Genomic DNA, 8,076 nt, shown 5'->3' on the forward strand with positions numbered 1-8,076 from the left:
AAATAGAAAGCGAACGCCAAAATCTGGCTAGTCCGCTATTCTAGCAAACGGCCCGCACCGACGCCGATCAACAGAGACAACAATAACTAGAATGCCATTTTTCCTCACCCCGGAGCAAAAACAATCGACCTTCTGGTTGGCACTCTGGCTGGCGTTGGCGGGTTTGCTGTATCTGCTCGGTCCGGTGCTCGCCCCCTTTCTCGCCGCCGCCATCCTCGCCTATGCCTTGAGCGGCCCCGTCGACCACCTGTGCCGCCTGCGCATCCGGCGCTGGGCCATGCCGCGCGCGCTGGCCGTGGTGCTGGTCCTGCTGGTGTTCGTGGCCGCCGGCGGCGCGCTGGCCCTGATCGTGATCCCGGTGCTGCGCAAGGAACTGCCGCTGCTGCTGGCGCAGATTCCCGCTTTCCTGGCCAAGGTCGACGCGCTGGTGGCGCCGCGCCTGGCGCAGTTCGGCATCAACATCAAGCTCGACGGCTCGGGCATCCGCACCCTGCTGACCCAGCAGATGGCCACCGGCGGCGACGAGCTCTGGACCTGGGTGCTGGCCAGTGCCCGGGTTGGCGGCAGCGCCCTCTTGGGCTGGATCGCGAGCCTGGTCCTGGTCCCGGTGGCGCTGTTCTACCTGCTGCTCGACTGGCACCGCATGCTGGCCCTAGTCCAGGGCGCCATTCCGCGCCGCTGGGTCGACCCGGTGGTGTCCATGGCGCGCGAAGTGAACGACCTGCTGGCCCAGTACCTGCGCGGCCAGCTCCTGGTGATGCTGGTGCTGGCGGTGTACTACTCGGCCACGCTGGCGCTGGCCGGCTTTGACGTGGCGCTGCCGGTTGGCCTCCTCACCGGGCTGCTGGTGTTCATCCCGTACCTCGGCTTTGGCCTCGGACTGGCGCTGGCCCTGATCGCGGCCGTCCTGCAATTCCCGGGCCTGACTGGCCTCATCTACGTGGCGGTGATCTACGGCGCCGGCCAGCTCATCGAAGGGTTCTTCCTCACCCCGCGCCTGGTGGGCGAGCGCATTGGCTTGAATCCCCTGGCGGTGATCTTCGCCCTGCTCGCGTTCGGCCAGCTGTTCGGCTTTGCCGGCGTGCTGCTGGCGCTGCCCGCGTCGGCGGTGCTGATGGTGGCTTTCCGCCACCTGAAACACCACTATCTGCGTAGCAGCTTCTATAATGCCTGATGCAATATGATATTTTTAGCATGAGACCCACGCCATGAAACAGCTGGTGCTCGATTTAGGCGCCGACCCGGCGCAGAGCCTCGACACCTTCCAGGTGGGCGAAAATACCGAACTGGCGCACCTGATGCACCAGTTCGCGCAGCGCGCTTCGCGCGAGCATTTCTGCTACCTGTGGGGCGAGACCGGCGCTGGCAAGTCGCACCTGCTGCAGGCGCTGGCGGCCACGCCCGGCGCGCGCTACATCGCGTCCGATGCGCCCGAAGCCCAGTTCGTCTTTGCGCCCGAGGTCAGCCTGTACCTGGTGGACGATGTCGACCGCCTGCCGGCCGCGCGCCAGATCGACGCGTTCGCGCTGTTTAACCAGGTGCGCGAACACGGCGCCTACATGGTCGCGACCGGCCCGGTGCCGCCGGCCGTGTTGCCGCTGCGCGAAGACCTGCGCACACGCATGGGCTGGGGCCTGGTCTACCAGATCCGCGGCCTGTCGGACGACCAGAAGATCGCCGCCCTCACCCAGGCCGCCGAGGCGCGCGGTTTGACGCTGTCGGCCAGCGTGTTACCCTATTTGCTGTCCCATTTCAAGCGCGACATGCGCTCCCTGTCGACGATGCTCGATGCGCTCGATCAGTACTCCCTCGAGACCCAGCGGCCGGTCACGCTGCCGCTGCTGCGCGACCTGCTGTTGCAAGGGAACCCTCCCCCCGAACCGAAAGAATGAAAAACCTCGCGCTGTTTGACCTCGACCACACCCTGCTTCCGATCGATTCGGATTACGAATGGGGTGAATTTTTGGTGCGCACCGGCGCCGTCGACGAAGGCGAATTCCGCCGCGCCAATGACGCCTTCTTCGCCCAGTACCAGGCCGGCACGCTCGACCCGGTCGAGTACCTCGAATTCGCGCTCGGCACGCTGGCGCGCTTTCCGCGCCGCGAGCTGGACGCGATGCACGGCCAGTTCATGCATGAAGTAATCCGGCCGGCGATTCGTCCACGCGCACGCGAACTCGTGCAGCGCCACGCCGATCAAGGCGACCTGGTCGCGATCATCACCGCCACCAACCGCTTCATCACCGAGCCGATCGCGCGCGAATTCGGCGTGGAGCACCTGATCGCCGCCATGCCCGAAACCGACGCGCACGGCAACCTGACCGGCAAGCTGCTCGGTGCGCATACCTCGGGCCCGGGCAAGGTGACACACATGCACGCATGGCTAGACCAGCTGGGCCAGCCGTTCGATGCGTTCGAGCGCAGCCACTTCTACAGTGACTCGCACAACGACATCCCACTGCTGTCGGTCGTCTCCCATCCGGTGGCGACCAATCCGAACGCCGCGCTGACCAAGCACGCAACCGCCCTCGGCTGGCCTTTACTCCATCTGTTCAATGATTAAAAAATTTATCCGTAAGATCCTTGGTGTGAAAGACCAGTCCGCGCGCGATCCGAGCGAGCCTGTAATCCTCGGCCCTGCCGAACACGGCATCGACCTCAAGCTCGTCTCGGCCAACGCCATCCGTGTCACCCAGACCCTGCAGGAAGCGGGTTTCAAAGCCTTCGTGGTCGGCGGAGCGGTGCGCGACCTGCTCTTGGGCGTGAAGCCGAAAGACTTCGACATCGCCACCGACGCCACGCCCGAGCAGGTCAAGCGCCTGTTCCGGCGCGCCTTCATCATCGGCCGCCGGTTCCAGATCGTGCACGTGATGTTCGGCCAGGAGCTGCTGGAAGTGACGACCTTCCGCGGCAACGGCAGCAACAACGCGCCCAAGGACGAGCATGGCCGCGTCCTGCGCGACAATAACTTCGGCCCGCAGCACGAAGATGCGGCGCGGCGCGACTTCACCATCAACGCCATGTACTACGACCCGGCCACCGGCACGGTGCTCGACTACCACGGCGGCATCAGCGACATCCGCGGCAAGGTCCTGCGCATCATCGGCCAGCCGGAAGCGCGCTTCCGCGAAGACCCGGTGCGCATGCTGCGCGTGGTGCGCTTTGCGGCCAAGCTGCACTTCACCATCGAGGCCAGCACGCGCGCGCCGATCCCGGTGATGGCCCCTTTGATCAACAACGTGCCGGCCGCGCGCATCTTCGACGAGATGCTCAAGCTCCTGATGAGCGGCCACGCGCTGGGCTGCCTGCAGGAGCTGCGCGGCGCCGGCCTGCACCACGGCCTCTTGCCCTTGCTCGACGCCGTGCTCGAACAGCCGATCGGCATGAAGTTCGTAACGCTGGCGCTGGAGTCGACCGACAACCGGGTCAAGGCCGGCAAGGGCGTCTCGCCCGGCTTCCTGTTCGCGTCGCTGCTGTGGCACCAGGTGCTGGAAAAGTGGAACGCCTACCGCGCCGCCGGCGAGTCGCCGATTCCCGCACTGCACCTGGCGGCCGACGACGTGCTCGACGCGCAGACCGAGAACCTTGCCCTGCAGCGCCGCATCGCGACCGACATGCGCGACATCTGGGCCATGCAGCCGCGCTTCGAGCGCCGTACCGGCAAGACGCCGTTCAAGCTGCTGGAAAACCCACGCTTCCGCGCCGGCTACGACTTCCTGCTGCTGCGCTGCGAATCGGGTGAACTGGACAAGGAGCTGGGCGACTGGTGGACCGCGTTTGCGGAAGGCGATTCCGCCGAACGCGAGCGCCTGATCAGCGTGTCGCGCGATACCCCGGCCGGCCCCAGGAAGAAGCGCCCGTCACGCCGCGGACCGCGCCGCGGCAATGGCGAAGCGGCTGCGGCCCCGGCCACCGCGGCGCCCGGCGAGGAATGATCGCCTACATTGGCATCGGCGCCAACCTGGGCGACGCCCGCGCCAACGTCAAGGATGCGCTGGCGCGGCTGGCGCGCCTGCCAGGTACCCGCCTGGTACGGGCTTCCAGCAGCTACCGCACCGCGCCGATCGACTCCTCCGGCGACGATTACATCAATGCCGTGGCTTGCCTTTCCACCGAACTGCCGCCGCACGAACTGCTGGCGGCGCTGTTCGAGATCGAACAGGCGAACGGCCGCGAACGGCCGTACCGCAATGCCCCGCGCACCCTCGACCTCGACCTGCTGCTGTACGGCGACCAGGTGATCGACACCCCCAGCCTGACGGTGCCGCACCCGCGCATGCTCGAGCGCGCGTTCGTGCTGGTGCCGCTGCTCGAAATCGCACCGGATGTCGACGTACCCGGCAAAGGCCGGGCGCGCGAATTTGCCGCCGCCGTCGCGCACCAGGCCATAACCAGGCTGGATTGACATACAGGTTCCTGTCATCGCCCAGCCCGCTTTCCACCTTCCGAACTAAAAGCGAAGTGCCAAGTAGGCGCCAGAGACAGCCAAGGTCGTTAGGGTGACCGGCAACCCGACGCGGGCATGGCGTCTCCAATCGATGGCAATGCCACGCCTGGCTGCAGCATCCACAACGATGATGTTTGCGATGCTTCCTACAATCAACAAATTACCGGATAGCGTGCTGACCAATGCAAGCAGCACACCGCCCATCTCATGGTGGACAACGGGTAATAGCAGCATCACGGCGGGGACGTTAGAGACAAGGTTGGAAAGCAGAAAAGTGGCGACGAACAACGAACTTGGCTGATCCAGTCGCACGCCGAGAGTGGCGAGGTAATTGATGGCGTGTGCGGTTATCCCTGTGCGCTGAAGTGCATGGTTCACCACGAAAAGGCTCATGAACAACACTAGTAACTCCCAATCTACCAGCCCCAGCATCTTCCGAGAATGTAACTGACGACTCATCAACAAAACGCCCGCGCCAATAAGCGCCATGTGCTCTCTAGGCCACGGCGCCACAAGAAACGCCACCAACAGCACGACAGCAATAACCAGTCCCTTAGTCGTTTGCCAGGCATCGAATGGTACTTTCTCGGTTTGCGGCTCAGGAGCGCCTGCGGCGTTTGCCACAACATCATCAGCCTCTCTCCAACGTCCACCGGTCTGCCAAACAATCAGTCCCCAACTTGTGAGCAGCCCCAACCCAACTGGAATAACTGCTTCCAAGAAGTAGCCGTCAAAAGGCAATTGCAGCGTTTGGCCGATCAGCATGTTCTGTGGATTGCCGATCAGTGTCGCGGCAGAGCCGATGTTGGCGGCACAGGCTAGCGCCAGCAGGAAGGGAACCGGGGCAAGCTGACGCTTCTTGCAGGCATCGATCAGCACCGGAGCGATGGCCAGGCAAACAATATCGTTGCTGAACACGGCTGACAGCGCAGCAGTGACGACGATCAGCACAGCCAACAGCCCGGAAGGACTCAGTGACAACCCAGCCAGCTTGCGGGTTATCCAGTCATAGAATCCCCCAAGTCGCATCTGCGCCGATACCACCATGAAGGCAAACAGCAAGATCAGTGTGGGCAAATGGATAGCTGCCACCGCCTCTTCCAGGCTCAGAGCATTGATGCTAATGAGCGCAATGGCCCCGAGAAGCGCGACGCCGGTCCGGTCAAGTTGCAGAAATGGCAGACCTCCAAGGATCATGCCGAGATAGACGATGAAAAAGATGATGAGGATAGTCGTGGCCATTGTGGTATCGCTAGCCGAAGCAGACCTACCCTGCAGCTAAGAGTGTGTCGTTGGCATTTTCCATGTAAGCTTTGTCCATCTTAGCAAAACTCAACAATCATGCCCGCCAGTATTTTACTTGCATGTGCTGCTGCAGGTACCCGCGAATCGGATTGGCGCTAACGCCATCACCGGGCTGGATTGACACCCCGCCTGATCGCGGCGCTGGCAAGCTGGGGGCCGGTTGTCTGATCGCCCGGAAGCTCAATCATTTGAGCGCGCATGAGGAACCGTTCCATGTCCAACGAATATTGCATCCGCCTGGCCACCCCGGCCGATACCGTTGCCCTCTACCAGATCCATCGCAATTCGGTGGAGCGGCTGTGCCGTGCGCATTATGCGCCGGAGCAGATTGCCATGTGGCTCGACGGACGTGCACCGGAGGGCTATCTCGAGGCCATCATCCGTGGCGACCTCTGGCTTGCCGAAGATACCGGCGTGCTCGGGTTCGTGGAAATCGAGGGGGCCGAGGTGTCCAAGTTGTTCGTTGCCGGCGACCACGCGGCCCGCGGAGTGGGTACGCGATTGCTGCAAACAGCCATCGCCGCGCTTGAAGCACGCGAGGTAGCTACGATCCACATCGAGGCCACGCGCAATGCCGTTCCGTTCTACGAGAAATTCCAGTTCCGAGTGACCGGCAGCGGCTATTTCTCACGTGGTAACAGTCCAGTGCGGATCGAGATCGCTACGATGGAACGCCGATCCTGATAGCCCTCGCCGGTTGCCCTCGCCGGTCGCCCACTTCCAGCAGGATTTTGTACGTAGCATTACACTAGCGCGTCAGCATTTTTTGATTTCAGAAGGATTACTATGAGCGGATATCTGCAGGGCAAGGACATGGCTGGCAACGAGAAGCAGGCACCGGCAATTCCGGTCGTAAAAGCCGTGACCGCCCCCGCGCTGCTCGCGATGCGCGCCGCCGGCAACAAGATCGCCATGCTCACCTGCTACGACGCGAGCTTCGCGGCCCTGATGGACCGTTGCGGGGTCGAGGTGCTGCTGATCGGCGATTCGCTCGGCATGGTGTGCGCCGGCTACCCCTCGACCCTGCCGGTCACGGTGGCCGACGTGGCCTACCACACGGCCTCTGTCGCGCGCGGCAACAAGACCGCCCTGGTGCTCGCCGACATGCCGTTCGGGAGCTACACGACGCCGCAAGCCGCGCACGACAACGCGGTCAAGCTGATGCAAGCTGGCGCGCAAATGGTCAAGATCGAAGGCGGAGCCTGGCTGGCCGAGACGGTGCGCTTCCTCACCGAACGCGGCATTCCGGTATGCGCCCACGTCGGCCTGACCCCGCAGTTCGTGCACCAGCTGGGCGGCTACAAGGTGCAGGGCAAGACCGATGCGACGGCTGGCCAACTGAAGTCCGACGCGCTGGCCCTGCAGGCTGCCGGCGCGGCCCTGATCGTGATCGAGGCTGTTCCCGCGTCGCTGGGCAAGGAAGTGACCGAACTGCTGCACATCCCGACCATCGGCATTGGCGCCGGCCCCGACTGCTCGGGCCAGGTGCTGGTGATGCACGACATGCTGGGCGTGTTCCCCGGACGCAAGGCGCGCTTCGTGAAGAACTTCATGGACGGCCAGAGCAATATCGAAGGCGCGGTCAGCGCCTATGTTGCGGCCGTCAAGGACGGCAGCTTCCCCAGCCAGGAACACTGCTTCTGACCTCCTTCCCATGAGCGGCAAGCCAGCCACCACCCGCCTGTTCCTTGCCCTGTGGCCGGAACAGGGCATCCGCGACCAGCTTGCCCAGTGGCGCGATGCCTGGCGCTGGCCGCAGGGCGCGGCGAGCGTGCCGGACGACAAACTGCATGTGACGCTGCACTTCCTCGGCAACCAGCCGAGCGAGCGCGTGCCGGAAATCATGCAGGGGCTCGCGGTGCCGTTCGCGCCATTCCGGCTGTCACTGGGCCAAGCCAAGCTGTGGCCGCATGGGATCGCGGTGCTGGAGCCGCATATGGAACCGGACGAACTGTTGCAGCTGCACGCGGATTTGGCGCAGGCGCTTGTCGCGCTTGGGTTATTGCCTGAAGAGCGCAAGTATCGGCCGCACGTGACGATGTCGCGGCGCGCACCGAATGCGATTGCTCCGACGGATGGGCCGCTGATTGACTGGGAAATCCAACGCTATGCCTTGGTGGAATCGCGTCCCGGGAATGGCGGTTATGCTGTCCTGAAGTACTACACGTGAGCTACCACCTCTGTTAAAGAAGGCGTAGGGGGCGCGCGGCCTGCGAGGACCTGTGCGCACGCGGTACCGTTGAGCAGAGTTTGCGACCGCGTGCGCACGGGGTGCGCACCCTAACGGTCATTGCAGAGCGTGCCACCCCGGCGCATGAAAGAAT

General features: G+C 63.8%; 9 protein-coding genes. 8 read left to right on the forward strand and 1 reads right to left on the reverse strand.

Features of this window, described 5'->3' with window-relative positions:
* Positions 1–91 precede the first annotated feature (91 nt).
* From E4O92_RS07340 to folK, 5 genes are read left to right on the forward strand one after another with little or no spacing between them, the layout of a single operon-like run.
* On the forward strand, positions 92–1,174 hold the full coding sequence (locus tag E4O92_RS07340; protein ID WP_135189106.1) for an AI-2E family transporter: 1,083 nt from the start codon (positions 92–94) through the stop codon (positions 1,172–1,174).
* 34 nt (positions 1,175–1,208) lie between these two features.
* Complete coding sequence (gene hda, locus E4O92_RS07345) at positions 1,209–1,892, forward strand: DnaA regulatory inactivator Hda (protein WP_135189107.1); 684 nt, start codon at positions 1,209–1,211, stop codon at positions 1,890–1,892.
* The gene (locus E4O92_RS07350) at positions 1,889–2,563 is read left to right on the forward strand and encodes a histidinol-phosphatase (RefSeq protein ID WP_135189108.1); all 675 of its coding nucleotides are present in this window, start codon (positions 1,889–1,891) and stop codon (positions 2,561–2,563) included. The genes hda and E4O92_RS07350 overlap by 4 nt, the downstream gene beginning before the upstream one ends.
* The gene (gene pcnB / locus E4O92_RS07355) at positions 2,556–3,935 is read left to right on the forward strand and encodes a polynucleotide adenylyltransferase PcnB (protein WP_135189109.1); all 1,380 of its coding nucleotides are present in this window, start codon (positions 2,556–2,558) and stop codon (positions 3,933–3,935) included. Before E4O92_RS07350 ends, pcnB begins: the two co-directional genes overlap by 8 nt.
* Entirely contained in the window at positions 3,932–4,405 is a 474-nt protein-coding gene (gene folK, locus E4O92_RS07360) for a 2-amino-4-hydroxy-6-hydroxymethyldihydropteridine diphosphokinase (protein ID WP_135189110.1), read from the forward strand. The genes pcnB and folK overlap by 4 nt, the downstream gene beginning before the upstream one ends.
* 45 nt (positions 4,406–4,450) lie before the next feature.
* On the opposite strand, the gene E4O92_RS07365 is transcribed toward folK, so the two are convergent.
* Positions 4,451–5,689 carry an anion transporter gene (locus E4O92_RS07365; protein ID WP_135189111.1) on the reverse strand — a complete coding sequence of 413 codons (1,239 nt, stop codon included), beginning with the start codon at positions 5,687–5,689 and terminating at the stop codon, positions 4,451–4,453.
* Positions 5,690–5,965: 276 nt separating this feature from the next.
* Here E4O92_RS07365 and E4O92_RS07370 point away from each other — a divergent pair, with 276 nt between their 5' ends.
* The 3 genes from E4O92_RS07370 (at position 5,966) to thpR (ending at position 7,922) form a co-directional block, all read left to right on the forward strand.
* Positions 5,966–6,436, forward strand: coding sequence for a GNAT family N-acetyltransferase (locus E4O92_RS07370; RefSeq protein WP_135189112.1), 471 nt, complete (start codon positions 5,966–5,968; stop codon positions 6,434–6,436).
* A 102-nt stretch (positions 6,437–6,538) separates the two neighbouring features.
* Positions 6,539–7,396: a 3-methyl-2-oxobutanoate hydroxymethyltransferase gene (gene panB / locus E4O92_RS07375; protein ID WP_135189113.1), complete on the forward strand. Its 858-nt coding sequence runs from the start codon at positions 6,539–6,541 to the stop codon at positions 7,394–7,396.
* 10 nt (positions 7,397–7,406) lie between these two features.
* Positions 7,407–7,922 carry an RNA 2',3'-cyclic phosphodiesterase gene (thpR, locus tag E4O92_RS07380; RefSeq protein WP_135189114.1) on the forward strand — a complete coding sequence of 172 codons (516 nt, stop codon included), beginning with the start codon at positions 7,407–7,409 and terminating at the stop codon, positions 7,920–7,922.
* The last annotated feature ends 154 nt before the right edge of the window (positions 7,923–8,076 follow it).

It is taken from the genome of Massilia horti (assembly GCF_004614195.1).
Lineage (GTDB): Bacteria > Pseudomonadota > Gammaproteobacteria > Burkholderiales > Burkholderiaceae_D > Telluria > Telluria horti.